Annotated in this window: 1 protein-coding gene; it reads right to left on the reverse strand. The window is 54.7% G+C overall.

Features of this window, described 5'->3' with window-relative positions:
• Nucleotides 1-55: 55 nt before the first annotated feature.
• A partial coding sequence (locus tag QLG07_RS02655; RefSeq protein ID WP_282468411.1) for an IS5 family transposase occupies nucleotides 56-654 on the reverse strand: 599 nt, incomplete at its 5' end.

Below are 654 nucleotides of genomic sequence, written 5' to 3' on the forward strand. Positions count from 1 at the left end.
GGCTTTGTTGAATAAATCAGATTCGGGGCGAGTGTCCCTGTGGCAGGACAGATTTTCAGGCAATACGCACGCTTTCTGGCATTCCAGCCTTTGTCATCCTGTTCAGCGCCCTAACCATGGCCAGAGCTTCTGCCACCTGCCCGTCATAATCACGCAGCGTCAGTGAACCTCCGAACAGCTGTTTTATCCGGTACATCGCCGTTTCCGCTATCGAGCGACGGTTGTAATCTGTTGTCCACTTCCACCGCGCATTGCTCCCGCTCAGACGCTGATTCGCTACGGCACGGTTGCGGTCTGCATACTCAGCGGGCCAGTAGCCCGCTCCTTTTCGGGGAGGGATAAGCGCGCTGATATTCTTACGGCGCAGTTCATCATGACACAGACGCGTATCGTAAGCGCCGTCTGCCGCTGCTGCCCTGATTTTTCTGTGAGTCTGCCGGATAAGACCCGGGAAGGCATCTGAGTCCGTTACGTTGTTCAGTGACAGGTCCGCACAGATGACTTCATGTGTTTTACCATCAACAGCAAGATGCAGCTTTCGCCAGATACGGCGGCGCTCTTTACCGTGCTTTTTAACTTTCCATTCGCCCTCACCAAAAACCTTCAGCCCGGTGGAATCAATCACCAGGTGTGCGATTTCACCCCGGGTGGGTG

Source organism: Erwinia sp. V90_4 (genome assembly GCF_029967685.1).
In the GTDB taxonomy this organism is placed as follows: Bacteria; Pseudomonadota; Gammaproteobacteria; order Enterobacterales; family Enterobacteriaceae; genus Erwinia; species Erwinia aphidicola.